Source organism: Microbacterium sp. BE35 (assembly GCF_031457705.1).
Lineage (GTDB): Bacteria > Actinomycetota > Actinomycetes > Actinomycetales > Microbacteriaceae > Microbacterium > Microbacterium trichothecenolyticum.
Map to the genome: position 1 here is coordinate 507,974 of NZ_JAVDXD010000001.1, position 21,075 is coordinate 529,048.

General features: G+C 70.2%; 19 protein-coding genes. 7 read left to right on the forward strand and 12 right to left on the reverse strand.

The genetic code is table 11. From position 1 onward, the window contains the following. From J2Y46_RS02185 to J2Y46_RS02200, 4 genes are read right to left on the reverse strand one after another with little or no spacing between them, the layout of a single operon-like run. Positions 1 to 1,191 (reverse strand): bifunctional 2-methylcitrate synthase/citrate synthase, encoded by a 1,191-nt coding sequence (locus J2Y46_RS02185; RefSeq protein ID WP_045298395.1) that lies wholly within the window; start codon positions 1,189 to 1,191, stop codon positions 1 to 3. Positions 1,192 to 1,214: 23 nt separating this feature from the next. After that, a complete protein-coding gene (prpB, locus tag J2Y46_RS02190) occupies positions 1,215 to 2,114 on the reverse strand; it encodes a methylisocitrate lyase (protein ID WP_045298397.1) in 900 nt (299 codons plus the stop codon). Continuing rightward, positions 2,114 to 3,640, reverse strand: a complete 1,527-nt coding sequence (locus tag J2Y46_RS02195) for an MmgE/PrpD family protein (RefSeq protein ID WP_045298400.1) — start codon at positions 3,638 to 3,640, stop codon at positions 2,114 to 2,116. The genes prpB and J2Y46_RS02195 overlap by 1 nt, the downstream gene beginning before the upstream one ends. Positions 3,641 to 3,650: 10 nt before the next feature. Further along, positions 3,651 to 4,361 carry a GntR family transcriptional regulator gene (locus J2Y46_RS02200; RefSeq protein ID WP_045298699.1) on the reverse strand — a complete coding sequence of 237 codons (711 nt, stop codon included), beginning with the start codon at positions 4,359 to 4,361 and terminating at the stop codon, positions 3,651 to 3,653. A gap of 246 nt (positions 4,362 to 4,607) precedes the next feature. On the opposite strand from J2Y46_RS02200, the gene J2Y46_RS02205 reads away from it, so the two are divergent. From J2Y46_RS02205 to J2Y46_RS02220, 4 genes are read left to right on the forward strand one after another with little or no spacing between them, the layout of a single operon-like run. Further along, complete coding sequence (locus J2Y46_RS02205; protein WP_310239920.1) at positions 4,608 to 5,531, forward strand: ABC transporter ATP-binding protein; 924 nt, start codon at positions 4,608 to 4,610, stop codon at positions 5,529 to 5,531. Next, positions 5,528 to 7,147: a polyketide antibiotic transporter gene (locus tag J2Y46_RS02210; protein ID WP_310239922.1), complete on the forward strand. Its 1,620-nt coding sequence runs from the start codon at positions 5,528 to 5,530 to the stop codon at positions 7,145 to 7,147. The genes J2Y46_RS02205 and J2Y46_RS02210 overlap by 4 nt, the downstream gene beginning before the upstream one ends. Positions 7,148 to 7,156: 9 nt before the next feature. Further along, the gene (locus J2Y46_RS02215; RefSeq protein ID WP_045298406.1) at positions 7,157 to 7,642 is read left to right on the forward strand and encodes a GbsR/MarR family transcriptional regulator; all 486 of its coding nucleotides are present in this window, start codon (positions 7,157 to 7,159) and stop codon (positions 7,640 to 7,642) included. Positions 7,643 to 7,652: 10 nt separating this feature from the next. After that, complete coding sequence (locus tag J2Y46_RS02220) at positions 7,653 to 8,183, forward strand: ribonuclease H (protein ID WP_045298408.1); 531 nt, start codon at positions 7,653 to 7,655, stop codon at positions 8,181 to 8,183. 89 nt (positions 8,184 to 8,272) lie between these two features. Here the strand turns inward: J2Y46_RS02220 and J2Y46_RS02225 are convergent, their stop codons facing one another. Then, positions 8,273 to 9,739: a PLP-dependent aminotransferase family protein gene (locus J2Y46_RS02225; RefSeq protein WP_310239925.1), complete on the reverse strand. Its 1,467-nt coding sequence runs from the start codon at positions 9,737 to 9,739 to the stop codon at positions 8,273 to 8,275. A gap of 19 nt (positions 9,740 to 9,758) precedes the next feature. Here J2Y46_RS02225 and J2Y46_RS02230 point away from each other — a divergent pair, with 19 nt between their 5' ends. Beyond that, positions 9,759 to 10,139, forward strand: a complete 381-nt coding sequence (locus tag J2Y46_RS02230) for a hypothetical protein (RefSeq protein ID WP_310239927.1) — start codon at positions 9,759 to 9,761, stop codon at positions 10,137 to 10,139. A 104-nt stretch (positions 10,140 to 10,243) separates the two neighbouring features. Here the strand turns inward: J2Y46_RS02230 and J2Y46_RS02235 are convergent, their stop codons facing one another. The 7 genes from J2Y46_RS02235 to rlmN all read right to left on the reverse strand — a co-directional run bounded on the left by J2Y46_RS02235 (position 10,244) and on the right by rlmN (position 19,394). Then, entirely contained in the window at positions 10,244 to 10,606 is a 363-nt protein-coding gene (locus J2Y46_RS02235; protein WP_045298414.1) for a VOC family protein, read from the reverse strand. A 75-nt stretch (positions 10,607 to 10,681) separates the two neighbouring features. Further along, positions 10,682 to 11,161 (reverse strand): NUDIX domain-containing protein, encoded by a 480-nt coding sequence (locus J2Y46_RS02240; protein WP_310239929.1) that lies wholly within the window; start codon positions 11,159 to 11,161, stop codon positions 10,682 to 10,684. A 3-nt stretch (positions 11,162 to 11,164) separates the two neighbouring features. Further along, positions 11,165 to 12,178 (reverse strand): aldo/keto reductase family protein, encoded by a 1,014-nt coding sequence (locus tag J2Y46_RS02245; RefSeq protein WP_310239931.1) that lies wholly within the window; start codon positions 12,176 to 12,178, stop codon positions 11,165 to 11,167. A gap of 54 nt (positions 12,179 to 12,232) precedes the next feature. Further along, on the reverse strand, positions 12,233 to 14,356 hold the full coding sequence (locus J2Y46_RS02250; RefSeq protein ID WP_310239933.1) for an ABC transporter ATP-binding protein: 2,124 nt from the start codon (positions 14,354 to 14,356) through the stop codon (positions 12,233 to 12,235). After that, entirely contained in the window at positions 14,353 to 16,086 is a 1,734-nt protein-coding gene (locus J2Y46_RS02255) for an ABC transporter ATP-binding protein (protein ID WP_310241076.1), read from the reverse strand. The genes J2Y46_RS02250 and J2Y46_RS02255 overlap by 4 nt, the downstream gene beginning before the upstream one ends. Before the next feature lie 333 nt (positions 16,087 to 16,419). Continuing rightward, positions 16,420 to 18,033: a DUF4407 domain-containing protein gene (locus tag J2Y46_RS02260; RefSeq protein WP_045298423.1), complete on the reverse strand. Its 1,614-nt coding sequence runs from the start codon at positions 18,031 to 18,033 to the stop codon at positions 16,420 to 16,422. A 119-nt stretch (positions 18,034 to 18,152) separates the two neighbouring features. After that, on the reverse strand, positions 18,153 to 19,394 hold the full coding sequence (gene rlmN / locus J2Y46_RS02265) for a 23S rRNA (adenine(2503)-C(2))-methyltransferase RlmN (RefSeq protein ID WP_310239934.1): 1,242 nt from the start codon (positions 19,392 to 19,394) through the stop codon (positions 18,153 to 18,155). A gap of 98 nt (positions 19,395 to 19,492) precedes the next feature. Here rlmN and J2Y46_RS02270 point away from each other — a divergent pair, with 98 nt between their 5' ends. Beyond that, positions 19,493 to 20,131, forward strand: a complete 639-nt coding sequence (locus J2Y46_RS02270) for a LysE family translocator (protein ID WP_045298703.1) — start codon at positions 19,493 to 19,495, stop codon at positions 20,129 to 20,131. Position 20,132: 1 nt separating this feature from the next. Further along, on the forward strand, positions 20,133 to 21,071 hold the full coding sequence (locus J2Y46_RS02275) for an HAD family hydrolase (RefSeq protein ID WP_310239935.1): 939 nt from the start codon (positions 20,133 to 20,135) through the stop codon (positions 21,069 to 21,071). Positions 21,072 to 21,075: the final 4 nt, after the last annotated feature.

Below are 21,075 nucleotides of genomic sequence, written 5' to 3' on the forward strand. Positions count from 1 at the left end.
TCACCCCGCGGCTTCCTCTTCACGGTCGGCGGTGGCCTGGTGGGCAGCATCCGGGACGTACCCCTCGATGTGGCGCTCGTCCGGGCCGTTGTACTCCGACAGCGGGCGGATGAGCGCGTTCGAGGCGAGCTGCTCCATGATGTGGGCGGTCCATCCGGTGACGCGGGCAGCCACGAACAGGGGCGTGAACGTGAGCGTGTCGAAGCCGATGAGGTTGTACGCAGGCCCCGAAGGGTAGTCGAGATTCGGATATATGCCCTTGCGGCTTACGAACTCGCTCTCGAGCGTGTCGTACAGCGCGGCCACGTCGGGGCGGTCGTAGTGCTCGACGAGCGTGTCGAGCGCCGCCTTCATCGTGGGCACGCGCGAGTCGCCGCGCTTGTACACGCGGTGGCCGAAGCCCATGATCTTGCGCTTCTCGGCGAGAGCCTGGTCGAGCCACGGTCCGACGTTCTCGGCCGTGCCGATCTCGTCGAAGATGTGCAGCACGGCCTCGTTCGCCCCGCCGTGGAGCGGACCCTTGAGCGCGCCGATCGCCGCGACGACGGCCGAGTAGAGATCGCTGAGCGTCGACGTCACGACACGGGCGGTGAACGTCGAGGCGTTGAACGAGTGCTCGGCGTAGAGGATCATCGAGCGGTTGAAGGCGTCGACGACGACGTCGTCGGCCGTCTCGTCGAACGTCATCCAGAGGAAGTTCGCGGCGTAGTCGAGGTCGTCACGCGGCGCGACCGGCTGCAGGCCACGACGGCGGCGCTGACCGTAGGCGACGATCGCGGGAAGCATGGCGAAGAGGCGGACGCTGCGCGCCAGGTTCTCCTCCTCGCTCCCGCTCACGTCGAGCACCGAGCCGGTCCCGGCGAGGTCGCGCGCGCCGATGAGGCTGACCGCGGTGCGCACCTCGTCCATCGGGTGCGCATCGATCGGCACGAGGTCGATCGCGGCGCGCACGTCGGCGGGAAGGTGCCGGTACGCGCGCTCGGTCGCGCGCAGCTGTGCGAGCTGCACGTCGGTCGGCAGCTCGCCGTGCCACAGCAGGTAGGCGACGGCCTCGAACGGCTGCGTGGCCGCGAGCTCCTGCACCGGATAGCCGCGGTACAGCAGCGAGTTCGTCTCGGGGTTGACCTTCGAGACCGCCGTGTAGTCCACGACGACGCCGGCGAGGCCCTTCTTGATGTCGGGTTCGGTCATGACTGCTCCTTCGGGTCAGTGACTCAGCGCTGGATCTGGAAGTTGAAGACGTCCTGGTCGAAGTGGTTGTAGTGCTCGTAGTCGATGAGGTCGTAGAGGTCGGCGCGGTGCTGCATCTCGCCGAGCTTGGACGTGAGGTGTCCATCGTCGATGAGCGTATCGAGCGCGCGGGATGCTGCGCCCATCGCGATCCGCAGGAGTGAGACCGGCCAGATCACGATGTTGACGCCGACGCTCTGCAGCTGGTCGACCGAGAAGAGCTCCGACTTCCCGAACTCTGTCATGTTGGCGAGGATCGGCACGTCCACGGCGGCGCGGATCGCGGCGAACTCCTCGAGTGTGCGCATCGCCTCGGGGAAGATCGCATCGGCCCCCGCGTCCACGAGCGCCTTCGCACGGTCGATCGCGGCATCCATCCCCTCCACGGCGCGGATGTCCGTCCGGGCCATGATGAGGAAGTTCGGGTCGCGGCGCGCGTCGGCGGCCGCCCGGATGCGCTTGATCGCGGTGTCCTCGTCGACCACGGCCTTGCCGTCGAGGTGACCGCACCGCTTCGGGTTGATCTGGTCCTCGATGTGGGTGCCGGCAAGGCCTGCATCCTCGAGCGTCTGGATCGTGCGGGCGACGTTCATGGGCTCGCCGAAGCCGGTGTCGGCGTCGATGATCGCGGGCAGGTCGGTCATGCGGGCGATCTGCTGGCCGCGCGCGGCGACCTCGGTGAGGGTCGTCAGGCCGATGTCGGGAAGACCCAGGTCGGCACTGAGCACGGCACCCGAGATGTACACGCCCTCGAAGCCCTTGCGCTCGATGAGCCGGGCGCTGAGCGGATTGAACGCACCGGGGAACCGCAGCAGCTCGCCCGATGCGAGCCGCTCGCGGAAGAGCCGCCGCTTCTCGTGCGCGGGGATGGTGGAGTACAGCATCAGAACAGGCCCTTCGGAGCCGGAGCGCCCGCGAGCACGCCGAAGGCGGCGACGATCGTGAGCTGCTGCACCTCTTGGGCGGTGAGGTCGGGCAGACGCTCTGCGAGCCCGAGGAAGCGCTCGATCTCCTCGGGCGCGAGCACGGGCTCGGCGAGCAGCCGGAACTTGCGCACGTAGTCCTCGCGGACGAACGGCCGGGCGCCGAGCGGGTGCGCGTCGGCGACGGCGATCTCGTCCTCGATGGTCTCGCCGTTCGTGAGGCGGATCTCGACGCGACCCCCGAACGCCTTCTCGTTCGGGTCCTCCGAGTGGTAGCGGCGGGTCCACTCCGGGTCCTCGGCTGTGGTGATCTTCTGCCAGAGCTCGACCGTGTCGGCCCGGCCCGCGCGCTCGGGGGTGTACGAGTCGACGTGATGCCAGCCGCCGTCCTGCAGCGCCACCGCGAAGATGTACGGGATCGAATGGTCGAGCGTCTCGCGGGATGCCGTGGGGTCGTACTTCTGCGGGTCGTTCGCACCCGAGCCGATCACGTAGTGCGTGTGGTGCGACGTGTGCAGCACGATCGCCTCGACGTTGGCGGGATCCAGCAGCTCGGGGTGCTCGCCGTGCAGCTTGCGGGCGAGGTCGATCCACGCCTGCGCCTGGTACTCGGCCGAATGCTCCTTCGTGTAGGAGTCGAGGATGCCGCGCTTGGGCTCGCCCGCGCCCGGCAGCGGCACGTCGTACGAGGCATCCGGGCCGTCCAGGAGCCACGCGATGACGCCGTCCTCGCCCTCGTAGATGGGGCTCGGCGAGGTCTCGCCGCGCATCGCGCGATCGACGGCCTCGACCGCCATCTTGCCCGCGAAGGCCGGAGCGTGCGCCTTCCACGTCGAGATCTCGCCCTTGCGGGACTGGCGGGTGGCGGTGGTGGTGTGAAGCGCCTGGCCGACCGCCTGGTAGATCGTCTCGACATCGAGGCCGAGCAGCGTGCCGATGCCGGCCGCGGCCGACGGGCCGAGGTGCGCGACATGGTCGATCTTGTGCTTGTGCAGGCTGATGGCGCGCACGAGGTCGATCTGGATCTCGTAGCCCGTCGCGAGCCCGCGCACCAGCGCCGCCCCGTCGGCGCCGACGTGCTGGGCGACCGCGACGATCGGCGGGATGTTGTCGCCCGGGTGCGAGTACTCCGCCGCAAGGAACGTGTCGTGGTAGTCGAGCTCGCGCACGGCCACTCCGTTCGCCCACGCCGCCCACTCCGGGCTCGTCTTGCGGTCGAGCGCGCAGCCGAACACCGTGGCTCCCGAGCCGCCGACCGACACCGCGTGGTCGAGGGCCTGCTGGCGGGCGGCGCTCACCGGAGCACGGGTGAGGGATGCCGCCGCCACGGCCGCGTTGTCGATGACGCGGTTGATGATCATGTCGATCACGTCCTGGTCCACCTCGACGGGGTCGGCGGCGACTTCGGCGATGTGCCACGCGAGCTGCCCCTCGCGCGCGAGGTGCTCGTCGCTGCGGTGGACGCGGAGGTGGTGGATGACGGTCATGACCGGCCTTTCAGAGTCGGGGGCGCGCTCCGACAGGCTCAACGACCGGAGCAGCTGGTGCTCCGGTCGCCGAGCCTGTCGAAGCGGTGAGGGATTCGAGGATGCTGTGCAGCGCGTTGTGCAGGTGCACGTGCGTCGCGTGGGCGGCGAGATCCGCGTCGCGGGTGGAGATCGCGGCCGCGATCAGCCGGTGCTCGGCGACGGATGCTGCGAGCCGGGCGGGATTGTCGCGCGCGAGCCGTCGCACCCGGACGAGATGCGTGCGCACCGTGCGCAACGCAGCGGTGAGGTAGTCGTTCGCGACGGCGGCGTCGAGGGCGAGGTCGAAGTCCGCGATCAGGGCGTAGTAGGCGTCGCGCCCGTCCGCTCCCGCGCCGTGGCCGTCGAGATCGACTCGGGCGAAATCATGGGCGAGCTGCGCGAAGGCTGCGGCATCCCCGCGCTCCGCGGCGAGCCGCGCGGCGGACTCCTCGAGGGCGCGGCGCACCTCGAAGATCTCCCGGATGTCGTCGGCATCGATCGCGGTGACCACGGTGACGCGCGGCGACTGCTGCGCGACAAGGCCGTCGGCCGCGAGCCGGCCGAGCGCTTCGCGAAGGGGGGTGCGACTGACACCGAGACGAGCGGCCTGCTCGACCTCGCCGAGCACGGCGCCGGGCCGCAGCACGCCGGACTGGATCTCGTCGAGGAGGGTCGCGTATGCGCGGTCACTGGCTCGCATCCGCATCACCTCCTCGTTCGACACCTCGGCCAGTGTATACACAAACATCCTCGATGCGCACTTCGCGGAGGGAATGCAGGGTTATTCGTATACAAACTCGACTCCGTAGCGATTTCGCCCGATATCGACGCGCGTTCGACACGTGCAGCTTCCGCAGCACCCCCCTGAACTCCGATCGACGTGGGCTCCGTGAGGAAAGCGTGAGGAATATTCAGCAATTTGTGAATCGGGCGTACCGTCGGCGCCATGACCACAGTCGTCCGCACGAGCGGCCTCACCAAGCACTACGGCCGCGTCCACGCCCTCGACGGACTCGACCTCGCGGTCGACGAGGGCCAGGTGCACGGGTTCCTCGGACCCAACGGGGCGGGCAAGTCCACCACGATCCGGATCCTCCTGGGACTCGCGCGCAAGACCGGGGGCGAGGCATCCGTCTTCGGTCTCCAGCCGTGGCGCGACGCCGTCAAGATCCACCGGCGGGTCGCGTACATCCCCGGCGATGTGAGCGTGTGGCCGAACCTGTCGGGCGGCGAGGCGATCGACCTGCTCGCGCGCCTGCGCGGAGCATCGCGCCACGACAAGGCCTATGCCGGTGAGAAGGCGCGTCTCATGGAGGCGTTCCAGTTCGACCCGCGCAAGAAGGGCCGGGCCTATTCGAAGGGGAACCGGCAGAAGGTGGCGCTCATCGCCGCCTTCGCCGTGCCCGCCGACCTGTACATCCTCGACGAGCCGACGAGCGGCCTCGACCCCCTCATGGACGTGATGTTCCGGCGGGAGGTCTCGCGCGTGCACGCGGCGGGCGCCACCGTGCTGCTGTCGAGCCACATCCTCTCCGAGGTCGAGCAGCTGTGCGATCGCGTCTCGATCATCCGCGCGGGGCGCGTCGTCGAGTCGGGCACCCTCGCCGACATGCGTCACCTCACGCGCACGGAGGTCTCGTTCGAGGGGACGGATGCTGCGCCCGTGGCTGCGCTCGCGGCGGCCCACGACACGCTCGTCGAAGACGGCCGCGTGCGCTTCACCGTCGACAGCGATGAGGTCTCCGGTGTGCTGCCCGAGCTCTCACGCCTCGGTGTGGCGGGACTGCGCGTCGCGCCGCCGTCGCTGGAGGAGCTGTTCCTCCGCCACTACGGCGACGACCTCGCCGTGCTGGAGAGGAACGGACGATGAGCCGGATCGCAGCGCTGCTGACGCAGCGGCTGCGGCGGGACTGGCTGCAGCTGACGCTGTGGATCTTCGGCACGATGGCGCTCGCGTTCGCGGGGCTCTCCGGCGCCGCGAACACCTACGGCACGGAGCAGGAGCGCACGGCGCTGCTGGCCACCGTGATGGCCAACCCGGTCATCCTGCTCTTCCGCGGGCTGCCGTCGGGGCCGGGCGAGCAGGCCTTCATCGTCTTCCTTCTGATGCCCTTCCTGGTGATGATGCCGGCGTTCATGAGCACCTTCCTCGCCGTGCGCCACACGCGCGGCGACGAGGAGGCGGGGCGCCTCGAACCCGTCGCGGCGACGACGGCGGGGAGGTCCGTGCCGACGGTCGCGACGATCATCCACGGCGTGCTCGCCAACGTCGTGCTGGGCGTCCTCGTGGCCGCCGCCTTCCTCGCCGGCGGCTCGCCCACCGAGGGGTCGTGGCTCGCCGGGTTCACGGCCGCGTGCGGCGGACTGACGTACCTCGGCGTCGCGCTCCTGGCGGCGCAGCTCATGCGCACCTCGCGGGGCGCGAACTCGCTCGCGGTGTGGGTGCTCGTCGTCTCGTACTTCATCGCCGGCATCGGCAACGCCCTCGGAACCCCGAGCGACGATCTCACCCACATGCAGAGCTCGTGGGTGACGTGGCTCTCGCCCTTCGGATGGGCCGAGAACACTCGCGCGTTCGACGAGAACCTGTGGTGGCCCGCGTTCCTCTGCCTCGCCGCGTTCGTCGTGTTCGCGGGGGCGGCGCTGGCCCTCCAGACCGTGCGCGACCTCGGCGCGAGCATCGTGCCCGAGCGGCGGGGCCGCACCGCCGCGGGCGCGACCCTGTCGTCGCCGACGGCGCTCGTCGCGCGGCTCGCGACCGGCTCGACGATCGGCTGGATGGCGGGCGCCTTCTTCGCCGGCGCCCTCTCGACCTCGCTCGGCTCGGTCGTGAACGAGATGGGGGCGGACAACCCGGCCGTCGCCGACATGCTGAAGGCGCTCTCGGCAGAGGCCGACCTCGAACAGGCGGTCGTGGTCGTCTTCTTCACCATGGTGGGACTCCTCGCCGCGTGCGCCGGCGTGCAGACCGTCGCCCGCGCTCGCCAGGAGGAGGCGCACGGCACCGCCGAGCCGGTCCTCGCCACACCGGTGCAGCGCGTGCGGTGGCTCGCCGACTACGTCGTCGTGGGGTTCGTCGCCATCGTCCTGACCTGTGCGGCGGCGTTCGTCGGGGCGTGGGCCGGCGCCGCGAGCCTAGACAACGGCGCAGCCCTGGCAGGCGACGCGTTCGTCGCCGCATGGGGGCAGGTCATCGCCGCATCCGTGTTCCTCGTCCTCACCGCTCTCGTCTTCACGATCGCCCCGCGATGGACGATCCCGCTCGGCTGGACCCTCGTCACCGCCGCGATCGTCTTCGGCCTCTTCGGACCGCTCCTCGGCCTTCCGGAATGGGTGACGAACCTGTCGCCGTTCTCGGTCGCGCCGGTGCCGAGTGGCAGCGAAGTGGATCTGCGTGGGATGTGGTGGCTCGTGCTCGCCGTCGGTGTCGGGGCGGCGGCATCCCTCACCCTCATGCGGCGGCGCGAGCTGGCCTCGGCCGGGTAGGCGACCGCGATGACGAACGAGCACCCTGGCGCCGAGGCGGCGGAGCAGGCGGCGGCGATGCTCACCGCCGTGGGCATGCCACGCATGCCGGCGCGGGTCATGATGGCCCTCGCCGGCTCGCCCGATGAGGGGTACACCGCCGCCGACCTCTCCGACCGCCTCGGCGTCTCGGCGGCCGCCGTGTCGGGTGCGGTGCGCTACCTCGTCTCGATGCGGCTCATCCACCGGCTCTCGCGCCCGGGCGACCGGCGCGACCGGTACGACCTCGCCGAGGACTCGTGGTCGGGCATGATCACCGCGAACGCGCCGCTGTACGGCACGCTCGCGGCGTCGCTGGACCGCATCGCCGACGAGAACCCCGGGGCTCCCGCGTCTGCCGCGCGGGCGCACGAGATCGCGGACTTCCTCCGCTATCTCGCGGAACGGATGCCGCAGCTCGCGGCCGAGTGGCGCGCAGGGCGCGACGCGCCCGGGGACGGGACCCGGGCCGGGTAGCCTTGCCCGAGTGACCGACGCGACCCGCTACATCGTTGCCACCGACGGAGCCTGCAAGGGCAACCCCGGACCGACGGGGTGGGCGTGGGTCGGCGAGGACGGCCACTGGGCCGCCGGATCGATCCCCTCGGGCACCAACAACATCGGCGAACTGACCGGGCTGCTCAAGGCGATCGAGGATCACGCCGACGTGGCGAACCTGGTCGTGCAGGCCGACTCCAAGTACGCGATCGACACGTACACGAAGTGGATGGACGGCCACCGCCGCCGCGGCTGGAAGACCTCGACGGGCGCGCCGACGAAGAACGTCGACATCCTCGAGCAGCTCATCGCCGCGCGTGACGCCCGGCGGGCGGCCGGCCTCCCCGACGTCGAGCTCGAACACGTGCGCGGTCACTCCGGCCACGTGCTCAACGCCTGGGCCGACGAGCGCGCGGTGCGCGCCTCCGAGCACGCGGCGAAGGGCACGGCGAGCGCATGGTCGTCGCTCGGCGCTCAGGACCGCATCGACGTCTCGTCCCGCCCGAAGAACGGGCGCTGACCGCTCCCCTCGCGCGACAGCTGCACTTCCCTGCAAGTGCTGCGGCGATCTGTGGCGCGCTCGCAGGAATCTGCAGCTGTCGCTGACCGCTACAGCTGCGACCGGTAGTCGCGCCAGGCCTCGCCGAGGCGGCCGACCCCTTCTTCCAGCACGGATTCGGGCGCGGTGTACGGCACGCGGATGTGGTCGTCGTAGATCACGGATGCCGTGAACTCCGTGCCGCCCGCGACCGAGACGCCGCGCATCGCGGCCATGCGGGCGAGCGCGGTCGCCGACCCGACGGGCAGACGCGCCCACAGAGTGAGGCCGCCCCGCGGCGGGGCCGCCTCCCAATCGGGAAGGTGCTCCTCCAACAGCCTGAGCAGGTGCGCGGAGGCGACCGCGTGCGTCTGCGACGTGGCGAGCCGCAGTGCGCGGGCCTCGTCGAGCAGGTCGAGCGCCAGCAGCTGAGCGGGCACGCTCGTCGACTGGTCGACCAGCTGACGGACACCGCGCAGGCGCCGCACCAGCACGGGGTCAGCGCGCAGCCATCCGATCCGCAGCCCCGACCACGACCACTTCGACAGCGAGTCGACCACGATCACCGGCGCGTCGGGACGCAGCGCCGCCAGGGTCGGCGGCACCACGCCGTCGAACGAGACGTGCGCGAGCACGCGATCCTCGAGCACCGGCACGCCGTACTCCGCTGACAGATCTGCCACGCGCTGCCGGGCTGGTCCGGGCATGCGGGTGCCGGTCGGATTGTGGTGGTGAGGGTTGACGGCGATGAGCACGGGGCGCAGCGCGACGATCGCGGCCTCGAGCTCGTCGACGTCGATCCCGTCGGGACCGATGGTGACGCCGTGCACGCGTCCGCCGCGCCGGCGCACCGAGTCGGCGAGCCCGGGCCAGGTCACCGATTCGGTGAGCACGACGTCGCCGGGCGAGACGAGCTCGTCCACGACCAGGCTGATCGCCTGCTGCGCGCCGTGGGTCACCAGGATCTGCGCCGCGGTCGCCGGCGTGCCCTCCTCCTCGAAGAGCGTGGCCAGCCGGGAGCGCAGAACCGGCAGACCGGCGGGATCGGTCTCGGCCAGAGTGACCGGCTCGAGCGTGGGAGTGTGAGCGCGGACGAGGTCGATGACGAGCTGCGGCATCGCCGGCACGGCTCGCAGCAGATCGATCCCGGAGGGCGAGGCCGAGAACAGGCTCTCGCCCCGCGCCGTCCGCTCGCGGGTGGGGACGGCGGCTCCGATGTGCCCGGCGACGCGCGTGCCGCTCCCCTGCCGGCGCTCGACGAGCTCGTCGTCGCTCAGCAGCCCGTACGCCGCGACGACGGTTCCCCGAGAGACGGCGATCGCACCCGCGAGGGCGCGCTCGGCGGGCAGCCGGTCGCCGGGCCGCAGCTCGCCGCCCTCGATGAGCGCGGCGATCGCCTGAGCCAGCCGCACGGTCAGGGTGCCGTCGCCGTGCGCCCATCGGCCCAGTCGTCCGGCGAGTCGGGATGCCTCGACCGTGCCACCGAGGGCCACCCGGTGGTCCACCAGCCGCTCATTGGCCCTTTCGGCTGTCGTCATGACATCGCATTCTGGTCCAATGTTCCGTACATCCGCCACCATTGACCGCAGTAGCAGTCCAGTTCTCTCCGATTGGACCACTCAGGAGCTTCTGGAGTGGATCGGCGCGGACGACGCCCGGTGTCATGACGGGACGCTGCTCGGCCCGCTCACCGCGATCGACGGCGCACTCGCCGCGCAGGAGGGGGGCGACTCATCCGCACTCGCCCCGGCCTCGCCCGCGCCGCTCGTGCGCGCCCTCGCGGCGCGGCTGCGCGCGGAGCCCGCGCTGCGCGACGTGCGCCTGGGCGATCTCGTCGACATCCGGTCGCAGAGTCCTGCCCCGCGCGGCGACCGCGAGCCCGGCGCCGAGCGCCGGACCGCGGCATCCGTTCGTCTTCCTCAGCTCCGCGTCAGCTGAGCCCGGGCTCGCGGGTTCGGGCGCACGACTGCTGCAGTTTCCTGCGACTGCTGCGCCGATCTGTGGCGCGCTCGCAGGAAACTGCAGCAGTCGTGGCGCGAGCGTCAGCCCTCCATCGAGCCTTCGAAGAGGCCGACGGCGTTGCCGTCGGGGTCGCTGATGACCGCCCACCAGCTGGTGGGCGTGATCTCGTCCTTCTCCCGCAGCACGCTGCCCCCGGCGGCCTTCGCCTTCGCGACGGCGTCGTCGATCGAGTCGACCTCCACATAGGAGCGGGGCTGGGTGAAGCCGTCCTCGCGCGGGGCGAGGCCGCCGCCCGAGATCTTGTTGGGCGCCTGCCACATCGGATAGTCCTCGAAGCCGGGGACCTCGGCGATCTGCCAGCCGAACAGGTCCGAGTAGAACGCGGTCGCCTTGCCGAAGTCGCTGACCGGGATGTCGATGTGCGTGATGTCGCCGTGAGCCATGGGGTTCCTCTCGTTCGGGTCGGACCCGGCCAGTCTCCGCCGCCGTCCCCCGCCCCCGCAAGATTGGGAGGCGCGTCAGCCGGCAGACGCGGCCTCGGTGAGACGGCGCTCGAGCGCGTCGATCGCGGGACGCTGACCCTTCACCAGGCGTTCTCTCGCGGCATCCAACCCCGTCCACTCCACACGGTCGACCTCGGGGAACCGCGCCGTCTTCCCGGAGCGCGGCGGCCACTCCAGCTCGAACTCGCCGAACTCGAGCGCGTCGAGTGAGAACCGGGTGCCGTCGGCGACGAACACCGTCACGCGCTTGCCCGACGAGTACGCGAAGGTGCCGAGCTCGGCGTACGGCGGCTCGGGCGGTTCGATGCCGAGCTCCTCGCGGAACTCGCGGCGCGCGGCATCGAGCGCCCCCTCCTCACCCTCGATGAACTCACCTTTGGGGACGGACCACGCGCCGGCATCCTTGCTCGCCCAGAACGGGCCGCCCATGTGCGCGATGAGCACCTGGGGTTCGGGCGCGATCCGGTAGAGCAGGATGCCGGCGCTGGTGATCACGGCTCAGACGATACGGGTCTTCGGCGAGACCGTGTAGGTGTCCTCCGGGTCGCTGAACACGACGTCGCCGAGGGCGGTGTCGATCGCCGCGAGCGTGTCGGCGTCGAGCACGACACCCGAGGCCTTGACCGTCTCGGCGAGCTGCTCGGGACGGGATGCCCCCACCAGCGCGGACGCGACGTTCTTGTTCTGGAGCACCCACGCGATGGCGAGCTGCGGCATCGACAGTCCCGCCTGCTCGGCGACGGGCTTCAGGCGCTGGACCGCCTCGAGCACGTCATCGCGGAGGAAGCCCTGGATGAAACGTGCGCCGCTCTTGTCATCGGTCGCTCGCGAGCCTTCGGGCACCGGCTGGCCCGGCAGGTACTTGCCCGAAAGCACGCCCTGCGCCATCGGCGACCACACGATCTGCGAGATGCCGAGCTCTTCCGATGCCGGCACGACCTTGCCTTCGATGACGCGCCACAGCGCCGAGTACTGCGGCTGGTTCGAGATGAGCTGCACGCCGTAGCTCTTGGCGAGGGCGTGGCCCTCCCGCAGCTGCTCGGCGGTCCACTCCGAGACGCCGATGTAGAGCGCCTTGCCCTGGCGCACGACATCGGCGAAGGCCTGGAAGGTCTCTTCGAGCGGCGTCTCGTAGTCGAAGCGGTGCGCCTGGTAGAGGTCGACGTAGTCGGTGCCGAGGCGCTTCAGCGAACCGTTGATGGACTCGAAGATGTGCTTGCGGCTCAGGCCGGTGTCGTTCGGCCCCTGCGGCCCGGTCGGGAAGTACACCTTCGTGAAGATCTCGAGCGACTCGCGGCGCTGGCCCGACAGGGCCTTGCCGAGCACCGCCTCGGCGGCGGTGTTGGCGTAGACGTCGGCGGTGTCGAACGTCGTGATGCCGGCGTCGAGCGCCGCGCGGACCGTGTCGATGGCGGCGGAGTCGTCGACCTGCGAGCCGTGCGTGACCCAGTTGCCGTAGGTGATCTCGCTGACCTTGAGACCGCTGTTTCCGAGGTACCGGTAATTGACCATGAGAAAACGCTACCCGCCCCGATGGGTGCATCGGGACGGGCAGCGTCGAGTGAATCAGACGACGGATGCGGTCTCGTCCTCGATCGCGTCGTCCTCGGCCGCCTCCGCGCGCTCGCCGGACTCGGCGTCGATGGACAGGGCGCGAGCCTCCTCGTCGAGATCGGCCGCGGCCTGCTCGAACTGGGAGTTGTACAGGCGGAAGTACGCGCCCTTCGCCGCGATGAGGTCGTCGTGCGTGCCCTTCTCGACGATCCCGCCGTTCTCCATCACGAGGATGAGGTCGGCGTCGCGGATCGTCGAGAGGCGGTGCGCGATGACGAACGACGTGCGACCCTCACGGAGTGCTGCCATCGCGTGCTGCAGCAGCAGCTCGGTGCGGGTGTCGACGGAGCTCGTCGCCTCGTCGAGGATGAGCACCGAGGGCTGCGCCACGAACGCTCGCGCGATCGTGATGAGCTGCTTCTCGCCCGCCGAGATGTTCGACGCGTCCTCGTCGAGGAGCGTGTCGTAGCCGTCAGGCAGGGAGTGCACGAACCGGTCGACGTAGGTCGCCCGCGCGGCGGCGAGGATCTCGTCGTCGGTGGCGTCGGCCCGGCCGTAGCGGATGTTCTCGCGGATCGTGCCGGCGAACAGCCACGGGTCCTGCAGCACCATTCCGGTCTCGGCGCGGATGTCGCGGCGCGTCAGGTCGGCGATGCTCTGCCCGTTGAGGAGGATGCGACCGCCGTCGAGCTCGTAGAAGCGCATGAGCAGGTTCACGAGCGTCGTCTTGCCGGCGCCGGTCGGACCCACGATCGCGACCGTCTGCCCGGGCTCGACCCGGAACGACAGGTCGTGGATGAGCGGCCGGTCGGGCGAGTAGGAGAAGGCGACGTCCTGGAATTCGATCGTGCCGTCACCCTCGACCAGTGCGGGGGCGTCCTCGGCGTCGGGCTCCTGCTCGGGCTCGTCGAGCAGTTCGAACACGCGCTCGGCCGAGGCCGTGCCCGACTGCACGACCGCCGCCATGCCGCCGAGCTCGGCCAGCGGCTGCGTGAACTGCTGCGAGTACTGGATGAACGCCTGCACGTCACCGAGGCGCAGCTGGCCGCCCGCCACCATGAGCGCGCCGAAGACCGCGATGCCCACATAGGTGAGGTTCCCGATGAACATCATCGCCGGCATCATGATGTTCGACAGGAACTGCGCCTTGAACGACGCCTGGTACAGCTCCTCGTTCTCCTCGCGGAACGCCTCGCGCGACGCCTGCTCGCGCCCGAAGACCTTGACCAGGGCGTGGCCCGAGAACGACTCCTCGACACGCGCGTTGAGCCGGCCGACCTTGCGCCACTGGATGCCGAACGCCTTCTGCGAGCGCGGCCCGATGACGCCGAAGAGGATCCCCATGAGCGGGAAGCTCACCAGCACCACGAGGGTCAGCTGCCACGAGATCGTCAGCATCATGATGAGCACGCCGATCACCGTCAGCACGCTCGTGAGAGCCTGCGACAGCGACTGCTGCATCATCTGCGTGATGTTGTCGATGTCGTTCGTGACGCGCGAGATCAGCTCGCCGCGCTGGACGCGGTCGAAGTAGCGCAGGGGCAGGCGGTTGATCTTCGCCTCGACCTCTTCGCGCAGACGCCACATGACGCGCACCATGATCACGTTGATGACGTAGCCCTGCAGCCACATCAGCAGCGACGACGCGAAGTACAGCGCGAGCACGATGAGCAGCACGCGGCTGAGCGCCATGAAGTCGACGCCGGCGCCCGGAACGAAGTGCTCCATCGCCGAGACCATGTTGGCGAGGTCCTGCTGGCCCTGCGCCTCGAGTCCGGCGACCACCTGCTCCTTCGTGGTGCCGGCGGGCGCCATCGATGAGACGACGCCCTCGAAGAGGATGTTGGTCGCCTCACCGAGCACCTTGGGCGAGAGCACCGCGAGCACGACGCCGATCGAGCCGAGGATCGACACGAACACGAACGCCCACGCGTTCGGACGCAGCAGCCCGATCAGCCGGCGGAAGGCGGGCCAGAAGTGCGCGGCCTTGCCCGGTGCGACAGCGCCGCTCCAGTCGTCGGCTGCGATGCGCGCCTGCTCGCCGAGCTCGATCTCGGCCTTCTCCTCGGCGCTCAACTCGGCCACGGCCTGGCGCACACGGCGGCGGGTCTTCTCGGTGTTGTTCTCGTCGCTCATCGTGCGACCTCCGCTCCGAGCTGGGATTCCACGATCTCGCGGTACGTCTGGCTGGTCTCGAGCAGCTGCTCGTGCGTGCCGATGCCCACGATGCCGCCGTCGTCGAGCACGACGATGCGATCGGCGTCGGTGATCGTCGAGACGCGCTGCGCGACGACGATCTTGGTGACGTCGGGAAGCTCGCGCCACAGCGCCTGCCTCAGCCGCGCGTCGGTGGTGAGGTCGAGCGCCGAGAAGGAGTCGTCGAACACGAGGACGCGCGGCTGGTGGACGATCGCCCGCGCGATCGCGAGCCGCTGCCGCTGCCCGCCCGACACATTGGTGCCGCCCTGGGAGATCGGGGAGTCGAGCCCGGCGTCCATCTGGCTCACGAAGTCGCTCGCCTGGGCGATCTCGAGCGCGCGCCAGAGCTCGGCGTCGGTGGCGTCCTCGCGGCCGAACCGCAGGTTCGACGCGATGGTGCCCGAGAACAGGAACGGGCGCTGGGGAACGAGCCCGATCGTGCTCCACAGGGCATCGAGGTCGGCCTTTCGCACGTCGACCCCGCCGACCTCGACGACGCCATCGGTGACGTCGAAGAGCCGTGGGATGAGCGAGATCAGTGTGGTCTTGCCCGCGCCGGTCGAGCCGACGATGGCGACGGTCTCGCCCGCGTCGGCGCGGAAGCTGATGCCGGAGAGGATCGGGTGCTCTGCGCCGGGGTACGTGAAGGCGACGTCGCGGAACTCGACGGTGCCGGGCGCCGGGAACTCGCCGACCGCGTCGGACGGGCGCTCGAGCGACGAGTGCGTGTCGAGCACCTCGCCGACGCGCTCGGCCGACACCGCGGCACGCGGGATCATCAGCGTCATGAAGCTCGCCATCATCACGCCGGAGAGGATGATCATGGCGTACTGCATGAAGGCGAACAGCGTGCCGATCTGGATCTCTCCGCTGTCGACCTGCATGCCGCCGAACCAGATCACGCCGATGACGGTGACGTTCAGGATCAGCATGACCGCGGGGAAGAGCACCACGAACAGGGACCCGACCTTGCGGCCGACGACCATGATGTCGGTGTTGGCCTCGCGGAAGCGCTCCTCTTCGATCGGTTCGCGCACGAACGCGCGGATGACGCGGATGCCGGTGAGCTGCTCGCGCATCACGCGGTTCACGCCGTCGAGCTTGCCCTGGTAGCTGCGGAACAGCGGCACCATGCGGGCGATGACGATGCCCGCGACGACGAGGAGCACCGGCACGGCGACTGCGATGATCCATGCGAGGCTGGCGGCCTGCTCGATCGCGAGCACGATGCCGCCGATCGCGAGCAGCGGCGCCGTGACGAGGAACGTCGCCCCCATCATGGCGAGCATCTGCACCTGCTGCACGTCGTTCGTGTTGCGGGTGATGAGCGAGCCGGCGCCGAAGCCGGTGACCTCACGCTCGGAGAAGCCCGAGACGCGCTCGAAGATGTCGTCGCGGATGTCGCGACCGAGCCTCATCGCGGCGCGGGCCGCGAAGTAGGTCGCGATGATCGACGCGACGATCTGCCCCAGCGAGACCGTCAGCATGACGATGCCGGTGCGCCAGATGTATTCGGTGTCGCCCTTGGACCCGCCGTTGTCGATGATGTCGGCGTTCAGGCTGGGCAGGTAGAGCGAGGCGATGGCGGAGGCTGATTGGAACAGCAGCACGCCGAGCAGGAGCCAGCCATACGGTTTGAGATATCGGACGAGGAGCTTTGCCAGCACGAGGTTCTCCCGGACGCGGCGAAGCCATGACAAGGCTCCGCCTCTGCGGATCTGAGGGTGCCGACCCACCTTCGCACGGGCCGCCGACATCGCGGCAGACCCGTTCACTGAGGGCGGATCGGGGGCGCGGCCGCCTCCCAGCGGCGGCCCGCCGGTCACTCTAACACGATATATCGCGACGTGCGAGACCGCTCTCACGCGGAGGAGGACCACACGGAGGGCGGGACGGATGCCGCGGCCCGCAGCGGGGCCCACGGGCCCGGAGGCTCCGGGCGACGCGCCAGCGGCGCGTGGAGGGGGCGTGGGGACCGTCCCGTCCGGCGTCGAGGTGTCCTACGCCTCCGCGCCCTGTGCGATGTCGGCGCGCTCGCGCCAGCTGCGCGCCGTGACGCGGTCGAGCGCCACCTGGCGGCGCAGCGCGTCGGCCTTCTCGTAGAGCGAGGGCTCGCCGTAGCTGGTGAGCACCTTCACGAGCACCGGCAGCAGCTCGATCATGAAGAACAGCCCGGCGATGAGCCAATGGGCCCACGCGAGGATCGGCTCGCGGGCCGACAGTCGCTCGAGCCCGCCGATCTGGCTCAGCAGGCCCACCGCGCCGGAGTTGCCGCTCGCGATCTCGGCGGCACGGGCGTCATACGCGGCCAGCGCGGCCTGGTACTGCTCGCGCGCGCCGGGCAGCTCGTCCTTCGCCTGCTGCTTGTTCGTCGCCTCCGATGCGCCGGCGTCCGCCGTGCCCGCGGCCTGCGCGGCGGCGAGATCCGCCTGGGCCGCCGTCAGCTGGGAGTTCAGGTCGTCGTACGCCGCCTGGGCGGCTGCGAGCTGCGCCTCGGCGGCATCCGAGCTCGCGCCCTCCCCCGCGACGCCGCTGCACCCCTGCACCTCGCCGGCACCCTGTCCGGTCAGCTCGCACTGGTAGATCGCGCGCGCCTGATCGATCACCTGCTGCTGCGCGGCGAGCTTCGCGGTGAGGTCGTCCACGGTCTGCTGCGCCGACGCCGTCGACGCCGACGTGGTGTCGGCGCCCGCCACGACACCGCTGGCCGCCTGGCTCTCGAGCGCCGCGACGCGTTCGCTCGCGGCATCCAGCGCCTGCTTCTCGGGCCCGGCGGTGACGGCATCCTGATCCGTCTGCGCCTGCGAGATGTTCGTCGCGTTGACTTCGCGCGCGATGTCGTTGTGGAAGATCTGCAGCACGAGCGGCTCGGCCACGACGATGCCGATGACGGCGGCCATGATGACGCGAGGGATCGCGAGCGCGATCAGTCGCCCGATGCTCTGCGACGAGCGCATCGTCGACGTGAGGAAGCGGTCGAGGTTGAAGATGATGAGCGCCCACACGATCGCAAGCGGCAGCGCGCCCCACGCGACGATCCGCACACCCGTGGTGAGCGCGAAGTACATCGAGATCGCCGAGATCAGGGCGGTGCCCGCGATCACGAAGAACATCTGCACGAAGCGCGGCGTCTCGGTCGGCACCTCGTCGAGCACCGATCCGTCGGCGCCGCCGAGGATCGCGAGCTTGCGCCAGCCCGAGGTCCGCTCCCGACGCGGACGCTTCGCACGCTTCGCGCGGACGGGAGGAGCGGATGCCTCCTCCACGGGCTCTTCGTCGGGCACGGGCTCGTCGGCGACGGGCTCCTCCGCCCGCGGCTCGTCGAACGCGCCCCACTCGCCGATCGTCGCCTGCCGCTGCGCGACCGGCTCGGTCACCCCGACCGGCTGCGTCGGGTTCATCGCCAGCGCGTCCTCGAGGAGGTCCTTCGTCACCGGGAACGGGTCTTCGGGGCCGTCGGCGTCGAGGCGCCGGTCGGCCGCGGGCTCACCGGCCGCCTGCTGAGCGCGCACGTCGTCGAGGTAGAGGTCCTCGGTCTGTTCGCCGTCCGTCTCGAACTCGATCCGGCCGTCGGAGCCGAACCGGCCCGGCCGGTGTGCGGAGTAAGAAGACATCCGCACACCCTAGAGCGGGCAACCTGTGCGGCAGGTGTATTAGAGGAGCGTGAGATCACGGATCGCCCGGGTCGCGGCATCCGTCATCCCGTCCTCGCCGAGTGCGAAGTCCGGACGTGTCAGTCCTCGAGCGGGGTGGCGGCGGCGACCGCCTCGTCCTCCTCGGTGGCGACGAGCTGGCCGCAGGCGCCGTCGATCTCCTTGCCGCGGGTGTCACGGAGGGTCGTCGGGATGCCCGCGTCGTTGAGACGGCGAACGAACTCGTTCTGCACGGGGATGTCGGAGGCGGTCCAGATCGAGCCGGGCGTCGGGTTCAGCGGGATGGGGTTCACGTGCACCCAGCCGCGGCCGCGCGCGTTGAGCTTCTCGGCGAGAAGGTCGGCGCGCCAGCCGTGGTCGTTCATGTCTTTGATGAGGGCGTACTCGATCGACACGCGGCGGCCGGTCTTGTCGAAGTAGGCGCGCGCGGCGTCGAGGGCCTCGTCGACCTTCCAGCGGGAGTTCACCGGGATGAGCTCATCGCGCAGCTTGTCGTCGGGCGCGTGCAGCGACAGCGCGAAGGTGACGGGGATGTCCTCGTTCGCCAGCTTCGTGATCGCCGGCACGAGACCGACGGTCGAGACCGTGATGCCACGGGCGCTCATGCCGAGGCCGTGCTGCTTGTCGGTCATCACGCGCACCGCCTGCATGACGCGCGCGTAGTTGGCGAGGGGCTCGCCCATGCCCATGAAGACGATGTTCGACACCCGCTCGGCGGAGTGGTCGTCCTTCTTCTTGCCGCCGAGTCCCCCGTCGGCGATGAGGCGGTTGGCACGCACGATCTGCTCGACGATCTCGGCGGCCGACATGTTGCGGGTGAGACCCGCCTGTCCGGTCGCGCAGAACGGGCAGTTCATGCCGCAGCCGGCCTGGCTCGACACGCACAGCGTGATGCGGCCGGGGTAGCGCATCAGCACCGACTCGACGAGCGCGCCGTCGTGCAGCTTCCACAGGAACTTGATCGTGTCGCCGCGGTCGGTCTCGAGGCGGCGCACCTCGGTGAGAAGCGGCGGCAGCATCCCGTGGACGAAGTCCTCGCGCCCGTCGGCGGGGAGGTCCGTCATGTCGGCGGGGTGGTGGGTCCAGTGCTGGAAGTAGTGCTTCTCGAGCTGCTTCGCCCGGAAGCCGGGGAGGCCGAGCTCCTTGACCTTCTCGACACGCTGCTCGGGGGTGAGATCGGCCATGTGCACCGGCGGCTTGCCGCGCTTCGGACTCGCGAACTGGAGGAGGGGTCGACCCTCGGCATCCTTCTTCTGCGTCCATCCCTCGGTCGCCGGACGCACCTGGCGGGGTTTGGTGGCGCGAACAGGCGAATCGGTCATGGGTCAAGGGTACGCGCAGGCGTCTGGGCGAAGCCCGATGCGGAGGGGAACGGATGCCGCACCCCGCGCGTGTCGCGGCATCGGGCTATCGTCGTCTCGTGGTGCCCGCCCCCAACCTCCTCGCCTTCACGCTCGCCGCGCTCGTTCTGATCGTGATCCCGGGTCCGAGCGTGCTCTTCACGATCGGGCGCGCGCTCGCCCTCGGCCGCATCGGCGGGCTGCTCAGTGTGCTCGGCAACGCGCTCGGCCTGCTGCCGATCATCGGCCTCGTCGCCATCGGCGTGGGTGGCATCGTCGCGCAATCGGTCGTGCTCTTCACGATCGTCAAGGTCGCCGGGGCGCTGTACCTCATGTACCTCGGCGTGCAGGCGATCCGTCACCGCCGGCGGGCGGCCGCGGAGGCGAACGGCGGCGCACTCCCCCGCTCGGCGTGGCGCCAGCTGGGCGAGGGGTTCATCGTCGGCATCACGAACCCCAAGACGATCGCGTTCTTCGTCGCGGTGCTCCCCCAGTTCGTGGACCTGAACGCCGGCATGGTTCCGCTGCAGATGATCGAGCTCGGACTCGTGTTCTTCGTCATCGCGCTCATCTCCGACGGGATCTGGGCGCTCATCGCGGCGGGCGCGCGCGAGTGGTTCGGGCGCTCGCCGAAGCGCATCTCCACACTCTCGGCGACGGGCGGCGGTCTCATGATCGGACTCGGCGGCATCCTCCTCTTCACCGGGAACAAGCACTGACATGACGCTCCCCACGCCCCCTCCAGACACCACCGGCGCGTCGCCCGGAGCCTCCGGGCGCGTGGGCCAGGCTGAGACCTCCGGCCGGTCGGACCGCCGGCGCATCATCTTCCTCGACGTCGACGGCACTCTCCTCGAGCACGGCTCGCACGTGTCGCCGTCGACCGGCCCGGCCATCCGCGCGGTGCGCGAGGCCGGTCACCTGGTGTACCTGAGCACCGGCAGGTCGGCCTCCGACATCCATCCCGACGTCGCCGAGATCGGCTTCGACGGCGCGGTCACCAACTCCGGCGCGCTGGTCGTGTCGGGCGGACAGGTGGTCGTCGATCGCCCGCTCTCCCCCGCCGCGACGGACCGCATGCTCACGGCGCTGCGCAGCCGGGGCATCCGCTACTTCCTGCAGACGCGCGATGCGGTCTACGCGAGCGACGACATGGCCGAGCTGATGCGCGACTACGCGGCGGCGCTCGAGGCGCGTGAGGCGGCGGGCCAGCAGGTGCGGCCCGAGGACTCGCTGGTCGGTCTCGCGCAGCGCAGGTTCCCGAGCGTGGACGAGGCGGACCTCACCCGCATCGACAAGGCCGTGTTCGTGAGCGACCACCCCGAAGGCCTCGACGAGCTGCGGGAAGACCTCGGCGACGAGTTCCTGATCGTGCCGGGGAGCATGCCGCTGCCGGGCGGCTCGAACGGAGAGATCAGCGAGCGCGAGACGACGAAGGGCTCGGCGATCGAGCTGCTGCTGGCGCACCTCGGCATGCACGCCGACGACGCGATCGCGGTGGGCGACAGCTGGAACGACATCGAGATGTTCCAGGTGTGCGGCGTCTCGGTGGCGATGGGCAACGCCCAGCCCGAGCTCAAGGAGCTCGCCGACTTCGTCACGACCGACGTGCTCGACGACGGCATCGCGAACGCGTTCCGCCGCCTCGGCCTGATCTGAGCCC